Source organism: Mesorhizobium sp. B2-4-17 (assembly GCF_006441275.1).
Lineage (GTDB): Bacteria > Pseudomonadota > Alphaproteobacteria > Rhizobiales > Rhizobiaceae > Mesorhizobium.
In genome coordinates, this window is record NZ_VFUX01000026.1 from 60,466 (window position 1) to 83,240 (window position 22,775).

Sequence of the window (22,775 nt, forward strand, 5' to 3'; positions counted from 1 at the left end):
AATGCTTGACAAGAACACCAACACCTCGCTCTCCGGCGGCAACGATCCCAAGGCCTGGCTGGCGCAGCATGGCATCAATGAAGTCGAATGCCTGGTGCCCGACATGAACGGCGTGCTGCGCGGCAAGGCGCTGCCGACGGCGAAATTCCTGAAGGCGCTGGAGGACCGCGCGCTCTATCTGCCGAGCAGCGCCTTCCTGGTCAGCATCGACGGCCGCTATTCCGGCTCGATCGACGAGGGTTTCGCCTATTCGGACCCGGACATGCGCATGGTGCCCGATGTCTCGACGCTGTGCCTGGCGCCCGGCGCCGGGCCTGGCAAGGCCTATGTCTTCGCCGACGCCTTCCACATGGATGGGAGGCCATGGATGGCCTCGCCGCGCCATGTGCTGCGGGCCGTGCTCGACCTCTACCGGCAGCGTGGCTGGCGGGCCGTCGTGGCGCCGGAGCTTGAATTCTACCTCACCGCGCCCAATCCCGATCCGGACAAACCGCTGACCGCCCCGGTCGGCGCCAATGGCCGCGCCGAGGGCGTGCAGCACCCCTATGACATGGCGGCACTCGAGGAGTTCGAGCCGGTGATCAGGCGCGTCTATGACTATGCCGCGGCCGCCGGGCTGCCGCTCGACACGCTGATCCACGAATCGGGCACGGCGCAGCTGGAGATCAACCTGCTGCATGGCGACGCGCTGCCGCTGGCCGACCAGGTGCTGCTGTTCAAGCGGCTGACGCGCCAGGCCGCGCAGCAATGCGGCATGCACGCCACCTTCATGGCCAAGCCGATCGCCGCGCAGGCAGGAAGCTCGATGCACCTGCACATGTCGATCGTCGACGAGGTTGGCAACGCGCTGTTTGCCGGCACCGATGACGCCGACACCGAGATGTTCGGACACTTCATCGGCGGGCTGCAGAAATATGTCCCCGAAATCATGCCGCTGTTCGCGCCGAACGTGAATTCGTATCGCCGCATCCGGCCGAACCACAGCGCGCCAGCCAACATCGAGTGGTCGCATGACAACCGCTCCTGCGGCTTGCGCGTGCCCGCCGGTGGCCGTGCCGCGCGGCGAGTCGAGAACCGCCTGCCGGGCGCGGATTGCAATCCCTATCTGGCGATCGCCGGTTCGCTGCTCGCCGGCTATCTCGGCGTCGAACAGAAACTGGCGCGCTCGGCCGAGGCGTCGGGCAATGCCTACAAGATCAAGAGCACGCTGCCGAAGACCATGGAGGAGGCGCTCGACCGCTTCACGGCTTGCGAGCCGGTGCGGACGCTGCTCGGCGAGGATTTCTTCCAGACCTATCTGCGCGTCAAGAGCGTCGAGCTCGACCTGTTCCAGAGCGTGGTGACGAGCTGGGAACGCGACCACCTGCTGTTGAAGGTGTGATCATGGCATCTTCGACGGGTTTCAATTCCGGTCTCGATATCGGCAAATCCTACTATGTCGCCACCGCCAATCCGGCGCCGGATCATGCAGCGCTCGTGGGCGATGTCGACGCCGACCTGGTCGTCGTCGGCGGCGGCTGCACCGGCCTGTCCGCCGCCCTTCACGCCGCCGAGCGCGGCCTGAAAGTGATGCTGCTCGAAGGCGGCAAGATCGGCTGGGGGGCGTCGGGGCGCAATGGCGGCCAGATGATCCCCGGCCTGCGCAAGGGCGCCAAGGGCCTGGTCAAACTCTACGGGCCCGAGCGGGCGAAGGTGCTGTTCGACCTCGCTTTCGAGGCGCGTGGGCTGGTGCTCGACATCATCGAGCGCAACGCCATCGATTGCGACCTCAGGCTGACCGGTCATCTGGTCGGCGCGGTCAACGGCTCCGACCTCAGGGATCTGGAGGAGGAGGCCAGCTGCCTCGAAAGCGTGATGAAATTCCGCGACGTCGAGATATTGTCGGCGGCGGAAGCCCGGGCCAAGGTCGACACGCCCTATCATGGCGCGATGTACGAGCCGCTTGGCGGCCACATGCATCCCTTGAATTACACGTTGGGCCTCGCCCGCGCGGCGGTCGCAGCCGGTGTCACCATCCACGAGAATTCGGTGGCCACGCGGCTGGAGCGCGAGCCTTCCATACGGGTCTCGACAGCAAAGGGATCGGTACGCGCAAAACATGTCGTGCTGGCGGGCGACGCCTTGCTTCACGGGCTGGAGCCGCGCGTCAACAGCCGCATCATGCCGGTCGGAAACTACATCGTCGCCACCGAGCCGCTGGAAGGCAAGCGCAACGTCATCCCGGCCAACGTCGCGGTGTCCGACACGCGCTTCGTCGTCAACTATCACCGCATGTCGGCGGATGGCCGTCTGCTGTTCGGCGGCGGCGAGCGCTACACGCCGTCGCCGCCGGCCGACATTGCCGGCTTCGTGCGGCCGCACATGGAAGGCACCTTCCCGCAGCTCAAGGGCTGCCGCATCGATCATGCCTGGGGCGGGCTGGTGTCGGTGACGACATCGCGCCTGCCGCATGTCGGGCACTATGGCGAGGTCTATTTCGCGCATGGCTATTCCGGGAAGGGCGTCATCCTGTCGACGCTGTCGGGCAAGCTGCTCGCCGAAGCGATCACCGGCGACGCCTCGCGGCTTGACCTGTTCTCGACGCTCACGCCGATGCCGTTCCCGGGTGGTACGGCGCTGCGCGGCCCGCTCTATGTGCTCGGGATGTTGTGGTACGCGATGCGGGATAGGATCAAGCACTGAGGTCGCTTAGCGTCGCCATTTTGAGGAGAGGTCGGCGGGACAGCCCCCCCGCTGTCCTGCCGGACATCTCCCCCACAAGGAGGGAGATTGGCAGTTTCATCGATTCGCCTTCTCCTGCGACGTTGGAGATTGGCGAAAGCCGGCTTGACGTCCGATCTCCCCCCAAGTGGGGGAGATGCCCGGCAGGGCAGTGGGGGGCGCTGTCCCGCCGATGTTGGGAAGGTCAACAAGACTTTCCTAAACCACAAAGAAATCCTCGATGCGCTGCCTGGCCCCAAGCAGCGCGGGCAGGATTTCCCGTTCCATCTCGGCAACCGAGAACCGCGCCGACTGTGTCGACACATTGATGGCCGCGACCGTGTTTCCCGAGCGGTCGCGGATCGGCACGGCGATGGAGCGCAGGCCGAGTTCCAACTCCTCGTCGACGATGGCGAAGCCGTCCTTCCTCGCTTTGGCGATGGCCTTCGCCAGCAGGGGCCTGTCGATGATCGTCTTGGCCGTTCTTCTCTCGATCGCCGCGCGGCTGAGAAAGGTGTCCAATTCTTCAGATGTCAGCCCGGCGAGCAGCATGCGCCCCATCGAGGTGCAATAGGCCGGCAGCCTGGTGCCGACATCCAGCGAGACGCTGAGGATGCGGCGGCCAGGAATACGGGCGACGTAGACGACATCCTCGCCCGAGAGGATCGCCGCCGAACAGGCTTCGTTCAGCTGCGCCGCCACCGCGCGCATGATGGGGGCCGCGAAGCTCCACAGCGAGGCGCCGCCGAGCCAGGTGCGCGCAACCGTCAGCAGACGTGGCGACAGCGAAAACACGCGGCCAGCCTGTGTGGCATAGCCGGTCGCGACCAAGGTCAGCAGGAATCGCCTGGCGCCAGCCCGGGTCAGGCCGGCTTCCTCCGCCATTTCGGTCAGCGTCATGCCCGAAGGGTGGCGGGCGAGGATCTCCATGACGGCGAGGCCGCGTTCAAGCGAGCCGACGTGATCACGCGAAGCAGCCCCTTCGTCCATCTGACCTCCATACCAAAGGCTGCCGTCCGCCCGGATTGACTCGGGGCTCCGGTCAGCCTAGAAAGTATCACATACAATACATATGTTCTCAATGCGAACTTTCGGGATTGGAGCCCTGGCGATGGTCAAGTTCCTGCCGCTCAAAAAGGCGGTGGCCGAGAACCTCAATAATGGTGATTCCGTCGCCTTCGAAGGCTTCACCCATCTGATCCCGACGGCGGCGGCGCATGAGGCGATCCGCCAGGGGTTTCGCGACCTGACCCTGATCCGCATGACGCCGGACCTGATCTACGACCAGATGATCGGCATGGGCATGGCGAAGAAAATCATCTTCTCCTATATCGGCAACCCCGGCGTCGGCCTGCTGCGGCGTGCCCGCGATTCGATCGAGAACGGCTTCCCCAGGTCGATCGAGATCGAGGAGCACAGCCATGCCGGCATGGCCAACGCCTATGAGGCAGGGGCGGCCGGCCTGCCCTGCGCGGTGTTCCGCGGCTATCGCGGCGCCGGACTGGCCAATGTCAATCCGAACATCAAGTCAGTCACCTGTCCGTTCACTGGCGAGGTGCTGGCAGCGGTGCCGTCGATCCGGCCCGACGTCACCTTCATCCATGCGCAGAAGGCCGACCGCAAAGGCAATGTTCTGGTTGAAGGCATCATCGGCATCCAGAAGGAGGCTGTGCTGGCGGCCAGGCGCGCGGTGGTGACGGTGGAGGAAGTGGTCGACAATTTCGACGATCTGCACCCCAATCTGACTGTGCTGCCGCGCTGGACGATCGCGGCGATCTCGGTCGTACCCGGTGGATCGCACCCCTCCTACGCGCATGGCTATTATGCGCGCGACAATGCCGCCTATCTCGAATGGGACGAGATCGCCGCTGACCGTGGCAAGTTCCAGGCGTGGATGCAGGCGAACGTCATCGGCAAGAGCGCCGGTGATTTCGCGGCCCGCGTCGAACATTTGAGGAAAGCGGCATGAGCGAACGGGGTTTCACTCCCAACGAGATGATGACGATCGCAGCCAGCCGCGCGTTGAAGAACGACGATGTCTGTTTCGTCGGCATCGGTGCGCCCTCCGCCGCTTGCAACGTGGCGAGGCTGACGCATGCACCCGACATCACGCTGATCTATGAAAGCGGCACGATCGGCACCGCGCCTGACGTGCTGCCGCTGTCGATCGGCGACGGCGAACTGTCCGAAACCGCGGTCACCACCGTCGCGGTGCCGGAAATGTTCCGCTACTGGCTCCAGGGTGGCCGCATCTCGATCGGTTTCCTCGGGGCTGCCCAACTCGACAAGTTCGGCAACATCAACACCACGGTCATCGGCGACTATTTCCACCCCAAGACCCGGCTTCCCGGCGGCGGCGGCGCGCCGGAGATCGCGACCTCGTCGAAGGAGATCTACATCACCATGGCGCAGACAAGGCGTGGAATGGTCGAAAAGATCGACTTCTTCACCTCCTTCGGCCACGGCGAGGGCGGTGATCATCGCCAGCGGCTCGGCATCGAGACGGCCGGGCCCACTTTGCTGATCACCGACCTTGCGATCTGGAAACCAGACCCGGTGACCAAGGAATTCACGGTCGTGTCGCTGCATCCCGGCGTCACACGCCAGCAGGTGCAGGAGACCTGTGGCTGGGTCGTCAGGTTCGCCGAGGCGCTTGACGAGACGCCGGCGCCAAGCGATCTCGAACTCAACACGTTGCGCGACCTGCAGGCCCGCACCAAGGCGGCGCATGAGGGAACCGGAAAAGCAAAGGCTGCATGACATGGCCGAGGCCTATATCTGCGACTATATCCGCACGCCGATCGGCCGTTTCGGCGGCTCGCTGTCATCGGTGCGTGCCGACGATCTCGGCGCGATACCGCTGAAGGCTTTGCTCGAGCGCTATCCGGGCATTGACTGGCAAGCGGTCGACGACGTCGTCTATGGCTGCGCCAATCAGGCTGGCGAGGACAACCGCAACGTGGCGCGCATGGCGCTGCTTTTGGCTGGGCTGCCCAAGGAAATCCCGGGTTCGACCGTCAATCGCCTGTGCGGTTCCGGCATGGATGCGCTGACCATCGCGGCGCGCGCCATCAAGGCCGGCGAGGCGGAATTGATGATCGCCGGCGGCGTCGAATCCATGAGCCGCGCGCCCTTCGTCATGCCCAAGGCCGACGCGGCGTTCTCGCGCAATGCCGAGATTTACGACACCACCATCGGCTGGCGCTTCGTCAATCCGCTGATGAAGAAGCAGTATGGCGTCGATTCGATGCCCGAGACGGGCGAGAACGTCGCCGAGGATTTTGCCGTCTCGCGCGCCGATCAGGATGCCTTCGCTGTGCGCAGCCAGGACAAGGCCGTCGCCGCGCAGGCCAATGGCCGGCTGGCCAGGGAAATCACGCCCGTGACAATCCCGCAGCGCAAGGGCGATGCGATTGTCGTCTCGAAAGACGAGCATCCCCGAGCCGGAACAACAATCGAGGCGCTGGCGAAATTGCCGACACCGTTCCGGCAAGGCGGCACGGTGACGGCCGGCAACGCGTCGGGTGTCAATGACGGGGCCGCGGCATTGATCGTTGCCTCGGAAGCGGCGGCGAAGAAATACGGCCTGACGCCGATCGCCCGCATCCTCGGCGGCGCCGCCGCCGGCGTCGCGCCGCGCATCATGGGCATCGGTCCGGCGCCGGCGACGCAGAAACTCTGCGCGCGGCTCGGCCTGACGCCACAACAGTTCGATGTCATCGAACTCAACGAAGCCTTTGCCTCGCAAGGCATCGCCGTGCTGCGCCAACTCGGCATCGCCGAGGACGCCGGGCACGTCAACCCGAATGGCGGCGCCATCGCGCTCGGCCATCCGCTTGGGATGTCGGGCGCCCGCATATCCGGCACCGCGGCGCTGGAGCTTCGCGAGCGTGGCGGGCGCTATGCACTCGCCACCATGTGCATCGGCGTCGGCCAGGGCATCGCCATCGCGCTCGAACGGGTCTGATCGGCCACATTTCCCGGCCCGGCCAGCAGCAGAGTGCCTGGATCGGGTCCGTCAAATTTGACCATGTGGACAAAAGTACGGACCCGTTCCATAGTTCCCCGTCTGATTTTTAGAACAGTCGGCTCGACACGGCTGTCGAACAGAGGGGACTGCAATGGAAAACCGGAAGAATAAATCTCAATCGGCACGCGACGGGCTGTCGCGGCGCAACGTGCTGGAACTGGGCGCGCTTGGCCTGGCGGCGGCGATGCTGCCGGGCGCGGCCTTCGCCAAGGACAAGAAGTTGAAAGTGGCGGCGATCTTCGCCACGCCCATCGAGGAGCCATGGGACAACCAGATCCATGTCGCCCTGCAGAAGGCCGAGAAGGAACTGGGCATCGAATACAAATGGTCGGAGAAGGTGCAGACCGCCGATTTCAGCCGCGTCATGCGCGAATATGCGCAAGGCGGATACGAACTGGTGCTGGGCGATGCCTTCGCCGCCGAGCGCGAATCGCGCCGCACCGCCAAGCAGTTCCCAAAGACGGCCTTCCTGTTCGGCTCCGGCGCAGGCCCTGCCGAGCCCAATTTCGGTGTGTTCGACAACTGGATCCATGAGCCGGCCTATCTCTCAGGCATGATCGCCGGCAAGATGTCGAAGTCGGGTACGGTCGGCGCCGTCGCGGCGATGGGCATTCCGGAGGTGAACCGGCTGGTCAACGCCTTCTTCGCCGGCGCCAAGGAGGTCAATCCGAACGTCAAGAAGAAGGTCGCCTTCATCGGCTCCTTCTTCGATCCGCCGAAAGCCAAGGAGGCGGCGGTCGCACAGATCGATGCCGGCGCCGATGTCATCTATGCCGAACGGTTCGGCGTCATTGAGGCGGCGGTGGAGAAGAAGGTATTCGCCATCTCCAACATGTCCGACCAGTCGAGCCTCGGTCCCGATACGGTCATCACCGGCCCGGTCTGGGACATGTACCCGACGGTCGAGCAGGCGATCAAACTGGTCAAGGCCGGAGTCTATACGGCGCAGGATTATGGCGATTTCTCGCGCATGGCCAAGGGCGGCTCGTATCTGGCGCCTTTCCACAAATTCGACAAAACGCTGCCCGCCGACGTCAAGGATCTGGTCGAGAAGAAGAAGGCCGAGATCCTGGAAGGCAATTTTCGCGTCGATGTGGACGAGAACACGCCGGTTTCGGATTGATATTTCACCCTCCCCCTTGTGGGGAGGGTCGATCCGCGAAGCGGATCGGGGTGGGGGTCTCGTAGGGCGCACCCCACCCCGTCTCGCGATCTTCGCTACACTGCGATCGCAAACCGACCCTCCCCACAAGGGGGAGGGTGAAGAGCCACGCCAAGCCATTTCAACGGAAGAAACCCTTGCCTGCCCCACTCATCGAAATGCGCGGCATCACCAAGAGCTTCGGCGCGGTGAAGGCGAACGAGGCTGTCGACCTCAGCGTCGCGCCGGGCGAGATCCTTGGGCTGCTGGGCGAGAACGGCGCCGGCAAGACGACGCTGATGAATGTGCTGTTCGGTGCCTATGCGCCCGATGCCGGCGAGATACTGATCCAAGGCCAGCCGGTGCGGATCACCAGTTCGGCGGACGCGCTGGCCGCGGGCATCGGCATGGTGCACCAGCATTTTCACCTTGCGCCACGGCTGACGGTGCTGGAGAACCTGCTCATCGGCATTCCCGGCAAGTCGGGGCGGATCGACCGCGCCGGCGGGCTGGCGCGGCTGGCCGAGATCGGCCGGCGGCATGGGCTGACGCTCGATCCCGACGTGCCGGTCTCGGCGCTGTCGGTTGGCGAGCAGCAGCGGCTGGAAATCGTCAAGGCGCTGTTTCGCGGCGCCAAGCTCCTGATTCTCGACGAGCCAACCGCCGTGCTGGCGCCGAGCGAGGTCGACGGGTTGTTTTCAGCGTTGCGCTCGATGGCGGCACAGGGGCTCGGCATCATCTTCATCTCGCACAAGCTCAACGAGGTGCGGGCGCTCACGCATCGCTGCACGGTGCTGCGGCATGGCCGCGTCGCCGGCCGCGTCGACGATCCGGCCAACACGACGTCCGCGGCAATCGCGCAATTGATGTGCGGCCATGAGATCGTGCCGCCGGCGAGGGGATCATGGACGCCGGGCGAACCGGTGCTCACCCTCGACGGCATCTCCACCTCGAAGCATTCGGGCACGGTGCTGCGCGGCGTATCGCTTGCCGTCCGCACTGGCGAAATCCTCGGCATCGCCGGCGTCTCCGGCAATGGCCAGCGGGCGCTGGCGGAGGTGATCTCCGGTATGATTTCGCCCGAGGCCGGGCGGATGACCATAGCCGGCAAACAAGTGGCGCGCTTCACCCCGCGCGAGGTGCAGGCACTCGGTCTCGGCCGCATCCCGGAAGATCGCATGACAACCGGCCTGGTCACCAACCTGCCGCTGGCCGATTCCATGGTGCTGCCGCGCATCGGCACATCAGCGTTCAGCAGCAAGGGCCTGCTCAAGCCGGACGCGATCCGCGCCTTCGCCGAAGCGCAGATCAAGGCCTATGACATACGCTGCCCCGGGCCGATGACCCGCGCCGGAGCGCTGTCCGGCGGCAACCTCCAGAAGGCGCTGCTGGCGCGAGAGCTTGCCTTCGATCCGAAAGTGCTTGTTGTCTCGCAGCCGACACGCGGCCTCGACATCGGCGCTGCCCGCTTCATCCATGAAAAGTTCCTGGACATGCGGGCCAAGGGCTGCGGCATCGTCGTCATAGGCGAGGATCTGGAAGAATTGCTCGTACTCTGCGACCGCATCGCGGTGATGTATGAGGGCCGCATCGTCGGCACGCTGGACAGCGCGGAGGCGAGCATCGCCCGGCTCGGTCTCTTGATGACCGGCGCGGAGGGGAGGGCGTAGCGCATGGGTTTGCTTCGTCAATCCTTCGCAGATTGCCCAAATGACTTCGTCCTAGGTGATCGCTTGAGGCTCAACGTCAGCGCCGCCCCTCACCTGCCTGCCGGCATCCTCTCCCCGTATAGTGACGGTGAGAGGGGCGCCTTCATCGCCGCTTTCGCCACTCACCAACGTTGCAGGACAGGTGCCCGGGATGCGGCCAACTCCCTTCTCCCCGTCCCTCTACGGGGAGAAGGTGCCGGCAGGCGGATGAGGGGCGGCGCCAGTGCCTGGCGGGCGGAGGGCCATATTTGATGTTCCGCCTCGAAGTCCGCACCTCGACGCCCGCCTGGTTCAACCTGGCGCTGCCGCTGTTGGCGATCGCCGCCACGCTCATCCTGTGCAGCGGCCTCATCGCGCTTGCCGGGGCTGGCGTGCTCGAATCCTACGGCGTGATGTTCACGGCCTCGCTCGGCGACAGCTACGCCATCACCGAAACGCTGGTGCGCGCCGCGCCGATGATCTTCACCGGTCTGGCGGTGGCCGTCGCCTTCCGGGCCAAATTCTGGAACATCGGGGCCGAGGGGCAGTTGCTCGCCGGCGCGGTGGCCAGCTGCTTTGTCGGCGCGATCCCGATGCCGGGTCCGCTCGCCATGCTGTTGATGGCGATCGCCGGCGCCGCGGCCGGCGCCGCCGTCGCGCTCATCCCGGCGACGTTGCGGGTCAAATTCAAGGTCGATGACGTCGTCAGCTCATTGCTGCTCAACTCGGTCATCTATTACGCGCTGATGGCGCTGATCGAGGGGCCGTGGAAGGACAGCTTCAGCGGCTATCCGATCTCGCCGCCGATCGAGGATTCGGCAAATTTTCCGGTGCTGATCGAAGGCACGCGGCTGCATCTCGGCGTTGTCGTGGCGCTGGTCGCGGCGCCGTTGATCTGGTTCCTGATCGTGCGCACTACGCTGGGGTTCAGAATCAGGGTCACCGGCGAAAACCCGGAGGCAGCACGCTATGGAGGCATCAATGTCCAGCGCGTGCTGCTCTCGACGGCGCTGCTCTCCGGCGCATTGGCGGGGCTCGCCGGCGTCGGCGAGGTCGGCGGCGTGCATTTCCAGGTGATGAGCGACATCTCGCCGGGCTACGGCTACTCCGGCATCGTCGTCGCCATGCTGGCGCGGCTCAACCCGCTCGGCGTCGTGCCGGCGGCGATCTTCCTGGCCGCCGTGATGACCGGGGCCGAGGCGATGTCGCGGGCGACCGGTGTTCCGGCCTTCCTCAGCGATGTCATCCAGGGCACAGCGTTGCTCGCCATGCTGGTGGCGCTGCTGTTCACCGCCTACCGCATCCGCCGCGTCGGAGCAGCCTGATGAGCGTGGTGCTGGAACAGATTTTTCAGGTCGGCTTCCTGGCGGCCATCATCCGCATCGCCACGCCGCTGGCCTTTGCCACGCTTGGCGAGATGTTCTCCGAACGGGCCGGCGTGCTCAATCTCGGCATCGAAGGCATCATGCTGCTCTGCGCGATGACCGGCTTCACGGCCACCAGCCTCAGCGGCAGCCTGTGGCTGGGTGTCCTGGTGGCAGTGCTGACCGGCATGCTGATGGGCGCGCTGCATGCGCTGTTCACCGTGGCGCTCGGCCTCAGCCAGCATGTCTGCGGCATCGGCGTGACCCTGTTCAGTTCGGGGCTCGCCTATTTTCTCTACCGGCTGATCTTCGGGCAGCAATCGGTCCCGCCGAGCATCATGGGTTTTCAGACTCTGCCGATCCCGGTGCTGTCCGACATTCCGGTGCTCGGGCCGGCGGTGTTCAACCAGTTCGCGCTGGTCTACATGGCCATCCTGGCCATCCCGCTGGCGGCCTTCATCCTCTACCGCACACCTTGGGGCCTGTCCGTGCGCATGGTCGGCGAGAACCCGCGTGCCGCCGATTCCGCCGGCGTCAGCGTGATCGCCACGCGCTTCCAGGCGGTGATCCTCGGTGGCGCCTTGATGGGTTTGGCCGGCGCCTTCCTGTCGATGGCGCAGTTCAACGCCTTCACTTTCGGCGTCGTCTCCGGGCGCGGCTGGGTGGCGATCGCGCTGGTCGTGTTCGGCCGCTGGGATCCATGGCGCTCGGCGGGTGCGGCGCTGTTGTTCGCCTTTGTCGATGCCTTGCAGTTGCGCATGCAGGCGAGCGGCCTTGGGCACATTCCCTACGAAGCGTTCCTGATGCTGCCCTTCATCTTCACCATCGTCGCCATGGCTTTCATGTCGCGCAATGCTGTCGCTCCCTCGGCGTTGCTCAAGCCTTTTCGGCGAGAGGAGCGGTAACGCAGGCTTAGGTTCCTCGCCCCACAAAACGGGGAGAGGTGGCCGCGAAGCGGTCGGAGAGGGGCTGCGCTGACTGTCGAATGGTCGCTTTTTCAGGGCCGCGCCTTGCGCCAGCTTCTCAGTCGGTTCTGGCTTCACGCAGGGCATCCCCCGCCCCGTCTCGGGCTTCGCCCGAGCCACTTCTCCCCCCACTCCCGTGGGGGCGAGGAAAAGCATCACATCGCCGTAAAGCCGTTATCGACGAACAGATGCGCGCCGTTGACGAAGCTGGATTCGTCGCTGGCTAGGTAAAGTGCTGCCTTCGCCACCTCTTCCGGCTCGCCGATGCGCCCCTGTTGCGCGGCAAGAGCTGCGTCCGAGACATCGACACCGAGCTTGCCAAGATCGGCGACCTCGCGCAGGCCGTGCGGCGTGCGGATGAAACCGGGGCAGACCGCGTTGCAGCGGATGTTGCGGTCGCGGAACTCGACGGCGATGGCGCGCGCGAACATGTGGCAGGCGCCCTTGGTGGTGTCGTAGAGCACTTCGTTCGGCGTCGCCGCCACCGCCGAGATCGACGAGGTGCAGACGATCGAGCCGCCGCCCGCCGCGATCATGCCGGGCAGCACGGCGCGCGTCATCAGGAACATCGAGCGCACATTGACGGCATGCAGCCAGTCCCATTCCTGAAGCGTCGTCTCCAGGAACGGCTTTATGACGATGGTGCCGGCATGGTTGAACAGCACGGTGACCGGGCCGAGTTTTTCCGTCGCCCCTTTCACCGCCGTCTCGACTTGCGCTTCGTCAGAGACGTCGGCGACAAAATGCTCGGCGACATGACCGCGCGCCCGGATCGCCGCCGCCGTCGCCGCTGCCGCTTCGCCGTTGCGGTCGATGATCGCCACCTTGGCGCCCTCGGCGGCGAACAGCTCTGAAGCCGCTCCGCCCATTCCCGTCGCGCCGCCTGAAACGATGGCGACCTTACCGGCAAGTCTCGCGCCCATTTTTCCACTCCCATATCCCGTTGGATGACGTCTTGTTGTTCGATGCTATCCCTGATGCGCGGAGCGGCCAATGCGCGAATTGGGTCTGCAGGGACAGGGGACAGGTCCAGAGGCTGGCGTTGCGGCGCCCACAACCCACGCCGCGGGCCCTCCAGACAGCGCCAATAAGCAAACCGTCGTCAATTTTCGGCCGAATGTGAGAAAATTATTCTGCAGCGTGCCCGAAAATAGCACTCGACAAAGTCTACAAGTTTTATAGATTAATTGACGAGACGGAGGTCGATATGTCCTATATCCAGAACGCTCAGACCGACAGCAGCGGCCAGAGGCTGGCCAATGCCCAGACCTTCCGCCCGGCCTATGCCGGTGCCTTTGCCTATTTCGTCTTTGCCCTTGCGTTCGTGTTCACCGGGGCCGTTGTCCTGGGCTTCATTCCCTGAACGTTTTAATCACCTGGGTTTAGCGGCCCGGCGCTTCCATGCATTCGCAGTCGATGAACCGGATTCCGGTCTGCCTTCGCGCGACCGGTGATCACCGCATCCCGTGAGTCCAGAAATGGAGGAAATGGCAATGCCGATCGCGTCAATCGTCTGTCGGCTCACGCCTGTCGCCAAGCCGTGACAGGCCATCAATGACGGCAGCGGAATCGGCCAGGGTGCCGAAGACGCCATCCTCGACCGTCACCATGTGCAGCGCTGCCTCATGAGCCTTCTGGTCGCCGCTGGCGCAGGCGTCCGAAATCGTCAGGCACTGAAAATTGCGATCGCAGGCCTCGCGCAGCGTGGTGTGGACGCAGACATCGGTCGTGCAGCCGGAAAACATCAGATGCGTGATACCCTGCGCGCGCAGCACAAGCTCGAAATCCGTATAGGTGAAGGCGCTGTTGCAGGTCTTGTCGACGATGATGTCGTGCGGGTCGACATCGATTTCGGGGACGATCTGGAAACCCTGGCCCGAGCGCAGCAGCACGTCGGTGCCGTCGAGGCCGGCGCGTTTGCGGCGCCATTTCTCGTAGGCCGTCATGTCGGCCATGTCGGCACGATAGCCCTGCCTTGTGTGGATGATCGCGACACCGGCTTTGCGCGCGGCGGCGATCAGCCGGTTCACGGTGGGCAGGATCGCCCTCAGCGGCGAGGGGTCATAGCCCTTTCTGGCGAAGTAGCCCGTCGTCGATAGAAAATCCTGCTGCAGGTCGATGACAACCAAAGCCGTGTTTTCCGGCACCAGCCTGCCGTCATAGGGGTAGTCGAAGGGCTTTGCCTTGATCATCCGGAGCTCCCTGCTGTCGAGCCACTCTAGCGATTCCGCGTCAAGGCGACGAGGCGCAATGTGGGCGCCCGGCGGGCGTGCCGCGGATCGGTCCTCGGTGTGAACGACGAGGTCCGGGAGTGCTAAAAGCAAGGAGTTAGAGCGGGTCAACGATTCCATCAAACGCTGAACCGCTCCAGGACGGCTCAGCTCAGCGACTGACATAGTGCTTCGACCTGCTCGAGGTAGAAGCGGCATTTCGTGCGCAGGATTCTCAGGTTCGGGTCGTCGGCGCCGTTGATCTCGATGGTTTGCATCATGAAATCGAAATGGGCATGAAAGGCGTCTGCCGCGCCCCAGAGGCTGTCGGCCTGCCAGCTGTCGGCCATGGCCATGGAAATCAACTGCCGGGCCTCGACCCGCGCCGAGTCCGGCGATGCCGCCCGGGCTGCGATCAGGGCATGGAGCCGGCCGAAGATGCTTTCCCTGGCGTCGACGGTCCGGACGGTTGCAAGCATGTTCATCTGCGGGTTCCCCTCAAATCTCTGCGCATGAATGTTCATTTTGCGGGCTGCCAGCGATCAAGGCGGCGATCACTGCCGGATCCGATCGCCGGCCCCCGATGTTGGCAGCCTCGGCATTGGCTGCTCGAACCGCCAGACCATATCGGTGCGATCAGGCTCGGCGGCGGCTTTTTCCGGCAGCAGACCTTGCAGCGCACAAGGTGTCTCCCGCCGGTTCGGCCGTAAGCTCGCCGGCGCACACAGGACTGACGGCTGCATCCGCTATGCCCTCCTTGGCTGAGCGTGGTCCTTTGCATACGGCTTGGGATGCATGGGGTTGCCGCTGAGTTGCGCAAGCCTTGCCGGCCGGGCGCCGCGCAGAATATCGAATGCTTCGGCATAGGCCATGCCAAGCAAATAGGAGATCATGGGAAAACGGCTTGCGTCGGCAATCTGCACGAGCTCATTGGCCATTGATGCGATATATTGAAGATTATCGATCTCTGACTGACGTAAGGACTGATTTGCCACGTGCTGCTCCTTTATCGGATGGAACTCAGGGACGCGTTACTGGCTACACTGGACATACCGAGGCGGCTAATTGATGGATTGACCGGCGGCATGCGGGCTTGGTTCCGGGGTCGAGAGGGTCAAGGCATAGATGGGCGCGTCGTTGAGGCGGTCGAGGCCAAGAATGCGCTTGATCGCCGAGTGGCTGAGAGCTGCGGTGGGACACGCCGACAGACCATGCCTGGTCGCCGCCAGCATCATGTTCTGGCCGATATGGCCAGCCTCGATCAGGACGACGCGGTAGGCGTTGGCATCCTCATATTTCCACATGGTCCGGTCGAGCCTGGCGCAAAGCAGAACCAGGCATGGCATGGTATCGGCCCATTCCTGCCCGCCGACCAGCTCCGAGATCCTCGGCAGATGGCTGGCCGAGATCCTGCCGAGGTCGTGATCGGCGGCGGAATAGTGATAGACACCCGGCTCAAGACCCTCGACGCCAAGCGCAACCACATAGGCCTCATAGGGATTGCGCGCGCCGCCCGAGGGGGTCATGCCCAGCGGCAGGGCGCCGACGCAGTTATTGGTTTCGCCGGTTATGCCCATGCCCGCGAACAGACAGTCGGAGAGCTGCCGCGCGGTGATGGTGGGCGCGGCCGCGGTGCGGTTGGTGCGACGCCGCGCCATCAGGGCCAGAAGTTCGTTGTCGTCCAGTGCGTTCGGCAGCCGAATGGCATCCGTGGCATTTTTCAGCAGAAGGTCGGGCTGCGCGATATGACCGGCGCGTTCGATCTGCCGTGCTTCGGCCTGTTCGATGGTCATGAATTCGCTGTCCTGGACGCAGAAATGCATCAGCGCGGTCGGAATGCCCCAGTTCCACTGCCCGGAGAACTGCGTCTCCCGTTCGGCCAGCGGCGAGCCGGCGGTGACCAGGGCGGAATAATCCAGCAATTGCGGAACGACGGCATTGAGGTCGGATTTCGACCATCCATGAGCGCGCGCGACCTCTCCCGTGGAGGCCCATTCGTCCCAGGATGCGAGAAGACCAACCACTGCGGGGCTGCATTCGAAGACGCTTCGGGTCAGGAAATTGCACGCCGTGAGCTTGTTGGTCCCGGGGTAGAACACAAGTGTTTTTGAGGAGCGCATTTTCATGATGCTGGATGCCGTTTTTGAAAGCAAGGCGCCGACAGGGCGGACAGCCCGTCGGCGCCGAACGACTTCAGCGCTTGTTGTAGTGCATGCCCTGCGAGAAGAAGACGGTCCGGGTGCCTGCGGCAACCGTCAGCTTCGGGGCGTTGTTTACTTTCTTGGCCATTTTCGTCCCTTTCCCGACCCCCAATGGGATCTGTTAAAAGATCCCCCACAGCGGGACCCGCGAGAAGAAAGGTAAGTTCGAAAGAATTAATTGTGTGTTAAAATTACAGTAAATCTAACGTTACCTATAATATCTTTCTTTCCAAGAAAGTCTAAAAAATCGATTTTACTCAGATATGGAGTAGGTACTCGCTGGCATACGCTTTTTCGAGATATTCTTGTTCTTATTTAGCGTAACCAGCCGCTGGTGCTCCTAGCTCAGCCCGTCCTGGGTGAGGCTGACGACGAGCTGATCGATGGCGGGATCGTCAAGCGTGACGACATGCGCCATACGGATCGCATGCCGTGCTCGGATACCAGACATATCCTGCCGCATGATGACCGATACGAATGCCGGCCCGGCCTCGGTCAGAAGCATGGCCTTGCCGACGAGCACCGGTTCCGAGATTGGAGCCCATTGCACGGAGATCAGCGATGGCTCGCCGGTCTGGCGACGGTTGACGCCGCTAAAATAGATCCAGTTCAGGCGCGAGATCGCCACGCCGTAGTGGTTGCCGCGCGCCCGCGCCCATGTCGAGCCCCGGCGCTCCGACCATCCGGTGACCCTGCGGAATGTGACCAACTCGGCCTCGCGACGCACGAAAGTCACCGACCGCATCAGGAGATCGGGACGGGCCGGGATCGAAAAATAGGTGAAATAGGTGCCTCCCGCGATCGACGGGGCGGGAGGCCGAATCATCTGGTTGAACAGGCTTTCGGAGATCGGCGGCAGGCCGGCAACCGCAGGCTCGGGCATGCCGGGGCCCTGATACAGTTCGGCTTCGTGGATGCGGAAATAGTCGCAGATCAGCTTGGCCGTGGCCTTGTTCGGAATGGTCTGGCCCTGCAGATAGCGTTCGAACTGCGTGCGATTGATCCCCAACTCACGGCATACCGCGCTGATGGATGCATGGTCCTTGCAGAGCCGTCTGAGATTTGCAGCGAGATTCTCGCGAATGGACACGTCTTTGCTTTCGCAGGCGAATTCTTCATTTCGACTCGAAATCCATATAGCGCCTTCGGTCGCCCCCGCCGAAACGCCCAGTCACAACACACAGAAAAAACTGATCTGGTAACGCCAGTCTAATGGGGCGACTTCCAAAGAAAATAGTGCCGATCCGACGGCGACCATCGCCATAAGTCCAATTGACAATTGTCTTGCCCTGGAAGTCCCGCGAAATCGTATATGGCCTTTTGGGGGAGCATTGCCGCCGCGCGTCGCAACGGATGCCGTCCGCGCCTTGCGGCAAAAAAGCGGACCACCGATTATTCCGCTGGTGGAGCTGAGGAGGATCGAACTCCTGACCTCGTCATTGCGAACGACGCGCTCTCCCAGCTGAGCTACAGCCCCGTCCAGCGGATGGCGCATTTATCGGGCGCGGCGGATTTCTGTCAAGGCGGCGTTTTGCCGAAATCCTTGCTGTCTGTCGCGCCGGCCGGCGGCTCTTGCCGGTTTGGTGCGCAATGGCTACATGTCGGCAACAATTGGAGACCGGCATGCTCGCCCTCATTCAAACCATCGTCATGGCGCTCGACCTCTATTGGTGGATCATCATCGCCTCGGCGATCTTTTCCTGGCTCTATGCCTTCAATGTCGTCAACTCGCGCAACCAGTTCGTCGGCAGCATCGGCAACATGCTCTACCGGCTGACCGAGCCAGCGCTGCGGCCGATCCGCCGGTTCATGCCCGACCTTGGCGGCATCGACATCTCGCCGATTATCCTGCTGCTGATCCTGTTCTTCGTCAGGCAGTTCATTCTGACCACGGTGGCGCCGCTGCTGCTGTGAGTCCGGCGGTTGCATGAGCGCGCCATTCCGTATCCGCGAAAACGGCATCGAGCTGTTTGTCCGGCTAACGCCGAAATCTTCGGTGGACAGGTTGGAAGGCGTCGAAACATCGGCGGACGGGCGCAGCCATTTTAAGGCGCGGGTCCGCGCCATGCCGGAAAACGGTGCGGCCAATCAGGCGCTGGAGAAGCTGGTCGCCAAGGCGCTGGGGGTGCCAGGGTCGGCCGTTTCGGTCGTTGCCGGCGGCACGGCACGGCTCAAGACGCTGCGCGTTGTCGGCGAACCGGTGACACTGGCAAGAAGCGTCGAGGTGTTCGGTGCATAGGTCTCCTTGCCGCACGACCTTCGGAGTCAATCGCCCAGCGGCAAACGCGGATCGTCGACCTTCAGCGTGTTTACGCTCTGCTTGATGCGGCGCAGGTTCTCCAGCACCTTCGGCCCGCGCGTCTCGGCCACCGATGTCACGATCATGTCGACGATCGCCAGCAGGGCGTAGCGCGACGATGTCGGCTTGTAGATGTTGCCATCCTCGAGCGGCTGCAGATGGATGACCGTATCGGCGACCTTGGCAAGCGCCGAGTCGGGGGCGGTGACCGCCACTGTCATGGCGCCATATTGCTGCGCGACCTGCACGGCCTCGATGACCGAGCGCGCATAGCCGGACACCGAAAAAGCGACCAGAGTGGTCTCGGGCGTGGCAACGGCGGCATACATGCGCTGCAACTGGCCGTCGATCTGCGCCAGCACCGGCAAGCCGAGCCTGAACAGCCGGTTCTGCATCTCGGTCGCCATCATCGAGGAGATGCCGCCGGAGCCGATGCACAGAACATTGCCCGAAATCGCCAACCGTTCGGCGACCGCGACCAGCGTCGTCATGTCGAGATTCTCGCTGGCGCGCTGGATGGCCGAGATCGCCGCTTCGGTGATGGCGGAGGCGATGCGCTGCTCGCGGGCATCGCGGCTCAGTGGCTCCGGCGACAGATACTGGCCGCCGATGGCGATGGCCTGCGCCAGATAGAACTTGAAATCGCGCAGGCCCTCGCAGCCGAGATTGCGGCAGAAGCGGGTGACCGTCGGCTCGCTGACGCCGACGCGTGAGGCGATCTCCGAGATCGCCGCCTTGGAGGCGAAATCGAGGTCGGAGAGCACGAGGCCGGCCAGGCGGCGGTCCGACTTGGTGCCGTCCTGCGACATCAGCTGCAGCCGCGTGATGATGTCGGCCGGCGTCTTCATTCTTGTACCTTCGTCGTCATCCCGGTGTTTTCACAGCGGCAGGCCGGTTGCCTTGTCGAACAGATGGATGTTGCCGGGATCGACCGAAACCGGAAGCAGGTCGCCCGGCCTGATCGGCACCCTGTCACGGAACACAGCGCGCACCGTGTCGGTGCCGATGGCGCCATAGACGTGGATCTCGGAGCCGGTCGGCTCGACGACATCCACCTTGAGTCCCATGGCGTCGGCGGCTTCGCCGATGATGAAATGCTCGGGCCGGATGCCGGCCTCCACCACGCTTCCCGAAGGCACCGGCTTACCGGCAAGCGCAAGCCGGCCGCCGCCAACCGACTCGAACCAGGTCTTCTCAGGCGTCGTCTTGAGAGCCCCGGAGACAAAGCTCATCGACGGTGAGCCGAGAAAGCCGGCAACGAACTTGTTGGCCGGCCTGTCATAGAGTTCGAGCGGTGCTCCGACCTGCTGGATCCTGCCGCGGTCCATCACGACGATGCGGTCGGCCATGGTCATGGCCTCGATCTGGTCGTGGGTGACATAGACGATCGTCGATTTCAGCCGCTGGTGCAGCGCCTTGATCTCGGTGCGCATTTGCACGCGCAACTGCGCGTCGAGATTGCTGAGCGGCTCGTCGAACAGGAACACCGAGGGTTCGCGTACGATGGCGCGGCCCATGGCCACGCGCTGGCGCTGGCCGCCCGAGAGCTGGCGCGGGTAGCGGTCGAGATAGGAAAACAGGTTGAGGACGCCGGACGCCTTCTTGACCTTTTCGTCGACCGCCGCGCGGTTCTCGCCACGGATCTTCGGGCCGAAGCCGATATTGTCGGAGGCCTTCAGGTGCGGGAACAGCGCGTAGGACTGGAACACCATCGCGATGTTGCGCTGCTGCGGCGGCAGGTCGTTGGCGCGTGTGCCGCCGATCAGCAGATCGCCCGAGCTGATCGTCTCCAGGCCGGCTAGCATGCGCAGCAGGGTGGACTTGCCGCAGCCCGACGGGCCGACCAGCACGACGAACTCGCCGCTTTTTATATCGAGGTTGATGTCCTCGAGGATCCTGTGCTGGCCGAAGGATTTCGACAAGTTGCGAAACAGGACGTCGGTCATGGTCACGCTCCCAATATGTCGTCGATGAACGGCAGGCAGCCGGCGGTCAGCCCGGCATCGACGGGCATCACCACGCCTGTTACGCCCGAGGCGCGGTCGGAGGCAAGGAAAGCCACCGCTTCGGCGACTTCCTGTGCGTTGACGATGCGGCCGAGCGGATAGAGCCGCTTGAGCTTGCCGAGGATTTCCGGATCCTTGGCCAGGCGATGGTCCCAGGCGGCGGTGCGGATCGACCCCGGGCAGACGACATTGGCGCGCACGCCGCTGCGGCCAAGCTCGACGGCGATCGACTTGGCATAGGCATTGATGCCGGCCTTGGCGGCGGCATAGGCGGGATTGCCGAAATGCGCGATGGCGTTGACGGAGGAGATGAAGACGACGCTCCCTGAACCGCGGTCGGCCATGGCCTTGACGATAGGGTCGGCGAACGTCATCACCCCGGTCAAATTGAGGTCGAGCTCGTGCTCGATCCTGTCCGCCGTCAGCGCGGCAAGCGTCTCGGCGCGCGTCCAGCCGGCGTTGTTGATCAGGATATCGGGTACGCCGTCCCTGTCGAGCACGGCGGTGATCGCCTTCTCTACGGACGCGCGGTCAAGAAGGTTGAAGACATGGCGCGAGGCAAGGTGCGGGCTTGCCAGCGCCTCCTCGGATTGGTCGCAGCCGACCACGCGCGCGCCCCTTGCGGCCAGCAGTGCGACGATCGCCGAGCCAAGGCCGCCGCCGGCACCCGTGACAACGACCGTGCGGCCCTCGAATTCGGCTTTCGAAACCACGGTGCTTGTTCCTCCCGCAGATCAGGCAGATGCCGGCAGGCTAAGGAATGGAATGTAATTAAGCAACATGATAATCCGCTTGCATGCAGGGGATTCGTCGATAATGTAGGAAAGTCACATAAATCTTGTGCCAGCCATCGGCGCAAGGAGCGCAAAAAGCGCGGAACAAATGGGAGAGATCGGATGAGCCTTGCCAAATGGACTGTCGGCCTGGTGGCCGGAATGAGCATGCTGGCCTTCGCGGCGCAGGCGAATGCGGGTGAAGTGCGCGTCACCGTCGCCGAATACAGCGCCAAGACCGGGCCTTATTTCGAAGAGGTGAGGAAGGAGTTCGAGGCGAAGAACCCCGGCATCACTGTCAAGTTCGAAGTCGTGCCGTGGGATGTGCTGCTGCAGAAGCTGACCACCGACATCACCGCCGGCACCAATGCGGATCTCTCGATCATCGGCACGCGCTGGCTGATCGACTTCGTCCAGCAGGATGTCGCCGAGCCGCTCGACAGCTACATCACGCCCGAATTCAAGGGCCGTTTCATCGAGACCTTCCTGTCGCCCTCGATCATGAATGGCAAGACCTATGGCCTGCCGATCGCAGCCTCGGCTCGGGCCATGTACTACAACAAGGAACTGTTCGAGAAGGCCGGCATCGCCAAGCCGCCGGCGACCTGGACCGAATTGCAGGACGATGCCCGCAAGATCAAGGCACTGGGGTCCGGCAGCTTCGGCTTCGGCTTGCAGGGCAAGGAGATCGAGACCGACGTCTATTACTACTATGCGATGTGGTCGCAGGGCACCGAGATCCTCAACAAGGACGGCACGTCCGGCCTGAGCACGCCGGGCGCGCTTGCAGCAGCCAAGCTCTATAAGTCGATGATCGATGAAGGGTTAACCGAGCCCGGCGTCACCTCCAACAACCGTGAAGACGTGCAGAACCTGTTCAAGCAGGGCAAGGTCGGCATGATGATCACCGCACCGTTCCTGTCCAACCAGATCAAGGAAGAGGCGCCGAGCCTGAAATACGGCGTGGCGGCCATTCCGGCCGGGCCGACCGGCGCGCGCGGCACGTATGGCGTCACGGATTCCATGATCATGTTCAGGAACTCCAAGAACAAGGACGATGCCTGGAAGCTGATGGACTTCCTGTTCACGAAGGAGCAACGCGCCAAGTTCACGCAAGGCGAAGGCTTCCTGCCGGTGAACAAGGAAGAGGCCAAGATGGATTATTATGTCAACAATGCCGATCTGGCCGCCTTCACCGCGCTCCTGCCCGACGCCCGTTTCGCGCCGGTCATTCCGGGCTGGGAAGAGATCGCCCAGATCACCTCCGACGCTATGCAGAAGATCTATCTCGGCAGCGTCGACCCCGAGACAGGCCTGAAGGAGGCGGCGGCGAAAGCCAACGCAGTGTTGAAGAAGTAGGGGCCGTGCTCAAGAAATAGGGCGTATCTCCCTGCGCCC

23 protein-coding genes and 1 tRNA gene are annotated in these 22,775 nt (G+C 63.6%); 13 read left to right on the forward strand and 11 right to left on the reverse strand.

The features are described from left to right. Window position 1 precedes the first annotated feature (1 nt). Together FJ548_RS20745 and FJ548_RS20750 are read left to right on the forward strand one after the other, a co-directional pair. On the forward strand, window positions 2-1,381 hold the full coding sequence (locus FJ548_RS20745) for a glutamine synthetase family protein (protein WP_140612533.1): 1,380 nt from the start codon (window positions 2-4) through the stop codon (window positions 1,379-1,381). Between the two features lie 2 nt (window positions 1,382-1,383). Further along, entirely contained in the window at window positions 1,384-2,682 is a 1,299-nt protein-coding gene (locus tag FJ548_RS20750; RefSeq protein WP_181168861.1) for an FAD-binding oxidoreductase, read from the forward strand. Between the two features lie 237 nt (window positions 2,683-2,919). Here the strand turns inward: FJ548_RS20750 and FJ548_RS20760 are convergent, their stop codons facing one another. Further along, on the reverse strand, window positions 2,920-3,690 hold the full coding sequence (locus tag FJ548_RS20760) for an IclR family transcriptional regulator C-terminal domain-containing protein (protein WP_140697193.1): 771 nt from the start codon (window positions 3,688-3,690) through the stop codon (window positions 2,920-2,922). A gap of 121 nt (window positions 3,691-3,811) precedes the next feature. Between FJ548_RS20760 and FJ548_RS20765 the strand changes: the two genes are divergently transcribed. The 7 genes from FJ548_RS20765 (at window position 3,812) to FJ548_RS20800 (ending at window position 11,828) form a co-directional block, all read left to right on the forward strand. Beyond that, window positions 3,812-4,669: a CoA transferase subunit A gene (locus FJ548_RS20765; protein ID WP_140767382.1), complete on the forward strand. Its 858-nt coding sequence runs from the start codon at window positions 3,812-3,814 to the stop codon at window positions 4,667-4,669. Next, window positions 4,666-5,460, forward strand: a complete 795-nt coding sequence (locus tag FJ548_RS20770) for a CoA-transferase subunit beta (protein WP_140778826.1) — start codon at window positions 4,666-4,668, stop codon at window positions 5,458-5,460. Before FJ548_RS20765 ends, FJ548_RS20770 begins: the two co-directional genes overlap by 4 nt. Before the next feature lies 1 nt (window position 5,461). Further along, window positions 5,462-6,667 (forward strand): 3-oxoadipyl-CoA thiolase, encoded by a 1,206-nt coding sequence (gene pcaF, locus FJ548_RS20775; RefSeq protein WP_140778853.1) that lies wholly within the window; start codon window positions 5,462-5,464, stop codon window positions 6,665-6,667. Between the two features lie 154 nt (window positions 6,668-6,821). Further along, complete coding sequence (locus tag FJ548_RS20780) at window positions 6,822-7,853, forward strand: BMP family protein (RefSeq protein ID WP_140778827.1); 1,032 nt, start codon at window positions 6,822-6,824, stop codon at window positions 7,851-7,853. 176 nt (window positions 7,854-8,029) lie between these two features. Beyond that, window positions 8,030-9,541: an ABC transporter ATP-binding protein gene (locus FJ548_RS20785; protein WP_140778828.1), complete on the forward strand. Its 1,512-nt coding sequence runs from the start codon at window positions 8,030-8,032 to the stop codon at window positions 9,539-9,541. A gap of 290 nt (window positions 9,542-9,831) precedes the next feature. Continuing rightward, on the forward strand, window positions 9,832-10,884 hold the full coding sequence (locus FJ548_RS20795; protein WP_140778829.1) for an ABC transporter permease: 1,053 nt from the start codon (window positions 9,832-9,834) through the stop codon (window positions 10,882-10,884). Next, window positions 10,884-11,828: an ABC transporter permease gene (locus FJ548_RS20800; protein ID WP_140613452.1), complete on the forward strand. Its 945-nt coding sequence runs from the start codon at window positions 10,884-10,886 to the stop codon at window positions 11,826-11,828. The genes FJ548_RS20795 and FJ548_RS20800 overlap by 1 nt, the downstream gene beginning before the upstream one ends. A 215-nt stretch (window positions 11,829-12,043) precedes the next feature. Here FJ548_RS20800 and FJ548_RS20805 read toward each other — a convergent pair whose 3' ends face one another. Next, the gene (locus tag FJ548_RS20805) at window positions 12,044-12,811 is read right to left on the reverse strand and encodes an SDR family oxidoreductase (RefSeq protein ID WP_140778830.1); all 768 of its coding nucleotides are present in this window, start codon (window positions 12,809-12,811) and stop codon (window positions 12,044-12,046) included. Window positions 12,812-13,095: 284 nt separating this feature from the next. On the opposite strand from FJ548_RS20805, the gene FJ548_RS20810 reads away from it, so the two are divergent. Beyond that, window positions 13,096-13,251: a hypothetical protein gene (locus FJ548_RS20810; protein WP_140778831.1), complete on the forward strand. Its 156-nt coding sequence runs from the start codon at window positions 13,096-13,098 to the stop codon at window positions 13,249-13,251. Window positions 13,252-13,393: 142 nt separating this feature from the next. Here the strand turns inward: FJ548_RS20810 and FJ548_RS20815 are convergent, their stop codons facing one another. The 6 genes from FJ548_RS20815 to FJ548_RS20850 all read right to left on the reverse strand — a co-directional run bounded on the left by FJ548_RS20815 (window position 13,394) and on the right by FJ548_RS20850 (window position 17,776). Then, the gene (locus FJ548_RS20815; protein ID WP_140778832.1) at window positions 13,394-14,080 is read right to left on the reverse strand and encodes an isochorismatase family cysteine hydrolase; all 687 of its coding nucleotides are present in this window, start codon (window positions 14,078-14,080) and stop codon (window positions 13,394-13,396) included. A 185-nt stretch (window positions 14,081-14,265) separates the two neighbouring features. Then, a complete protein-coding gene (locus FJ548_RS20820; RefSeq protein ID WP_140778833.1) occupies window positions 14,266-14,583 on the reverse strand; it encodes a hypothetical protein in 318 nt (105 codons plus the stop codon). A 261-nt stretch (window positions 14,584-14,844) separates the two neighbouring features. Further along, on the reverse strand, window positions 14,845-15,093 hold the full coding sequence (locus FJ548_RS20830) for a hypothetical protein (protein ID WP_140778834.1): 249 nt from the start codon (window positions 15,091-15,093) through the stop codon (window positions 14,845-14,847). 66 nt (window positions 15,094-15,159) lie between these two features. Next, a complete protein-coding gene (locus FJ548_RS20835; protein WP_246678722.1) occupies window positions 15,160-16,218 on the reverse strand; it encodes a SagB/ThcOx family dehydrogenase in 1,059 nt (352 codons plus the stop codon). 421 nt (window positions 16,219-16,639) lie between these two features. After that, on the reverse strand, window positions 16,640-17,389 hold the full coding sequence (locus tag FJ548_RS20845) for a helix-turn-helix transcriptional regulator (RefSeq protein ID WP_140778837.1): 750 nt from the start codon (window positions 17,387-17,389) through the stop codon (window positions 16,640-16,642). Between the two features lie 311 nt (window positions 17,390-17,700). After that, window positions 17,701-17,776 (reverse strand) — tRNA-Ala (locus FJ548_RS20850). A 146-nt stretch (window positions 17,777-17,922) separates the two neighbouring features. Here FJ548_RS20850 and FJ548_RS20855 point away from each other — a divergent pair. Together FJ548_RS20855 and FJ548_RS20860 are read left to right on the forward strand one after the other, a co-directional pair. Next, window positions 17,923-18,213 carry a YggT family protein gene (locus tag FJ548_RS20855; RefSeq protein WP_140766589.1) on the forward strand — a complete coding sequence of 97 codons (291 nt, stop codon included), beginning with the start codon at window positions 17,923-17,925 and terminating at the stop codon, window positions 18,211-18,213. 13 nt (window positions 18,214-18,226) lie between these two features. Then, window positions 18,227-18,538, forward strand: coding sequence for a DUF167 family protein (locus FJ548_RS20860; RefSeq protein ID WP_140778838.1), 312 nt, complete (start codon window positions 18,227-18,229; stop codon window positions 18,536-18,538). Between the two features lie 26 nt (window positions 18,539-18,564). On the opposite strand, the gene FJ548_RS20865 is transcribed toward FJ548_RS20860, so the two are convergent. From FJ548_RS20865 to FJ548_RS20875, 3 genes are read right to left on the reverse strand one after another with little or no spacing between them, the layout of a single operon-like run. Continuing rightward, window positions 18,565-19,446 carry a MurR/RpiR family transcriptional regulator gene (locus tag FJ548_RS20865; protein ID WP_140613443.1) on the reverse strand — a complete coding sequence of 294 codons (882 nt, stop codon included), beginning with the start codon at window positions 19,444-19,446 and terminating at the stop codon, window positions 18,565-18,567. A gap of 30 nt (window positions 19,447-19,476) precedes the next feature. Further along, a complete protein-coding gene (locus tag FJ548_RS20870) occupies window positions 19,477-20,544 on the reverse strand; it encodes an ABC transporter ATP-binding protein (RefSeq protein ID WP_140778839.1) in 1,068 nt (355 codons plus the stop codon). 2 nt (window positions 20,545-20,546) lie between these two features. Continuing rightward, window positions 20,547-21,317 carry an SDR family oxidoreductase gene (locus tag FJ548_RS20875; RefSeq protein ID WP_140778840.1) on the reverse strand — a complete coding sequence of 257 codons (771 nt, stop codon included), beginning with the start codon at window positions 21,315-21,317 and terminating at the stop codon, window positions 20,547-20,549. 183 nt (window positions 21,318-21,500) lie between these two features. Between FJ548_RS20875 and FJ548_RS20880 the strand changes: the two genes are divergently transcribed. Continuing rightward, window positions 21,501-22,736 (forward strand): sugar ABC transporter substrate-binding protein, encoded by a 1,236-nt coding sequence (locus tag FJ548_RS20880; protein WP_140778841.1) that lies wholly within the window; start codon window positions 21,501-21,503, stop codon window positions 22,734-22,736. Window positions 22,737-22,775: the final 39 nt, after the last annotated feature.

What these genes read in the sequence shown, in the direction of transcription:
- pcaF (WP_140778853.1), top strand. Translation starts at nt 5,462, where the DNA reads ATGGCCGAGGCCTATATCTGCGACTATATCCGCACGCCGATCGGCCGT.
- FJ548_RS20800 (WP_140613452.1), top strand. Translation starts at nt 10,884, where the DNA reads ATGAGCGTGGTGCTGGAACAGATTTTTCAGGTCGGCTTCCTGGCGGCC.
- FJ548_RS20870 (WP_140778839.1), bottom strand. Translation starts at nt 20,544, where the DNA reads ATGACCGACGTCCTGTTTCGCAACTTGTCGAAATCCTTCGGCCAGCAC.
- FJ548_RS20835 (WP_246678722.1), bottom strand. Translation starts at nt 16,218, where the DNA reads ATGCGCTCCTCAAAAACACTTGTGTTCTACCCCGGGACCAACAAGCTC.
- FJ548_RS20770 (WP_140778826.1), top strand. Translation starts at nt 4,666, where the DNA reads ATGAGCGAACGGGGTTTCACTCCCAACGAGATGATGACGATCGCAGCC.
- FJ548_RS20880 (WP_140778841.1), top strand. Translation starts at nt 21,501, where the DNA reads ATGAGCCTTGCCAAATGGACTGTCGGCCTGGTGGCCGGAATGAGCATG.
- FJ548_RS20810 (WP_140778831.1), top strand. Translation starts at nt 13,096, where the DNA reads ATGTCCTATATCCAGAACGCTCAGACCGACAGCAGCGGCCAGAGGCTG.
- FJ548_RS20865 (WP_140613443.1), bottom strand. Translation starts at nt 19,446, where the DNA reads ATGAAGACGCCGGCCGACATCATCACGCGGCTGCAGCTGATGTCGCAG.
- FJ548_RS20860 (WP_140778838.1), top strand. Translation starts at nt 18,227, where the DNA reads ATGAGCGCGCCATTCCGTATCCGCGAAAACGGCATCGAGCTGTTTGTC.
- FJ548_RS20820 (WP_140778833.1), bottom strand. Translation starts at nt 14,583, where the DNA reads ATGAACATGCTTGCAACCGTCCGGACCGTCGACGCCAGGGAAAGCATC.
- FJ548_RS20780 (WP_140778827.1), top strand. Translation starts at nt 6,822, where the DNA reads ATGGAAAACCGGAAGAATAAATCTCAATCGGCACGCGACGGGCTGTCG.
- FJ548_RS20760 (WP_140697193.1), bottom strand. Translation starts at nt 3,690, where the DNA reads ATGGACGAAGGGGCTGCTTCGCGTGATCACGTCGGCTCGCTTGAACGC.
- FJ548_RS20750 (WP_181168861.1), top strand. Translation starts at nt 1,384, where the DNA reads ATGGCATCTTCGACGGGTTTCAATTCCGGTCTCGATATCGGCAAATCC.
- FJ548_RS20855 (WP_140766589.1), top strand. Translation starts at nt 17,923, where the DNA reads ATGCTCGCCCTCATTCAAACCATCGTCATGGCGCTCGACCTCTATTGG.
- FJ548_RS20765 (WP_140767382.1), top strand. Translation starts at nt 3,812, where the DNA reads ATGGTCAAGTTCCTGCCGCTCAAAAAGGCGGTGGCCGAGAACCTCAAT.
- FJ548_RS20745 (WP_140612533.1), top strand. Translation starts at nt 2, where the DNA reads ATGCTTGACAAGAACACCAACACCTCGCTCTCCGGCGGCAACGATCCC.
- FJ548_RS20805 (WP_140778830.1), bottom strand. Translation starts at nt 12,811, where the DNA reads ATGGGCGCGAGACTTGCCGGTAAGGTCGCCATCGTTTCAGGCGGCGCG.
- FJ548_RS20795 (WP_140778829.1), top strand. Translation starts at nt 9,832, where the DNA reads ATGTTCCGCCTCGAAGTCCGCACCTCGACGCCCGCCTGGTTCAACCTG.
- FJ548_RS20815 (WP_140778832.1), bottom strand. Translation starts at nt 14,080, where the DNA reads ATGATCAAGGCAAAGCCCTTCGACTACCCCTATGACGGCAGGCTGGTG.